Below are 443 nucleotides of genomic sequence, written 5' to 3'. Positions count from 1 at the left end.
GTAGCCTCTCTGACTTCCGTTGCTAAACTGCCGTTTGCTTACGCTAAAGATGGTATCTCCTACACCTTCTCTATCGTTCCGAACGCACTGGGTAAAGACGACGAAGTTCGTAAGACCAACCTGGCTGGTCTGATGGATGGTTACTTCCACCACGAAGCATCCATCGAAGGTGGTCAGCACCTGAACGTTAACGTGATGAACCGTGAAATGCTGCTCGACGCGATGGAAAACCCGGAAAAATATCCGCAGCTGACCATCCGTGTATCTGGCTACGCAGTACGTTTCAACTCGCTGACTAAAGAACAGCAGCAGGACGTTATTACTCGTACCTTCACTCAATCTATGTAATTAGATTTGACTGAAATCGTACAGTAAAAAGCGTACAATAAAGGCTCCACGAAAGTGGGGCCTTTTTTAGCGCGAGAGCCTTTTTTGTCAGCTAT

The 443-nt window shown here is 47.2% G+C and carries 1 protein-coding gene; it reads left to right on the top strand.

Annotated features, from left to right (window positions below):
- Nucleotides 1–348 (top strand): glycine radical domain-containing protein (locus K0039_RS21485; RefSeq protein ID WP_272491557.1); only part of this gene is annotated, 348 nt, incomplete at its 5' end.
- Nucleotides 349–443: the final 95 nt, after the last annotated feature.

This window comes from Terrisporobacter mayombei (assembly GCF_020748465.1).
GTDB lineage: Bacteria > Bacillota > Clostridia > Peptostreptococcales > Peptostreptococcaceae > Terrisporobacter > Terrisporobacter mayombei.
This window is presented reverse-complemented; position numbering and strand designations above follow the sequence as displayed.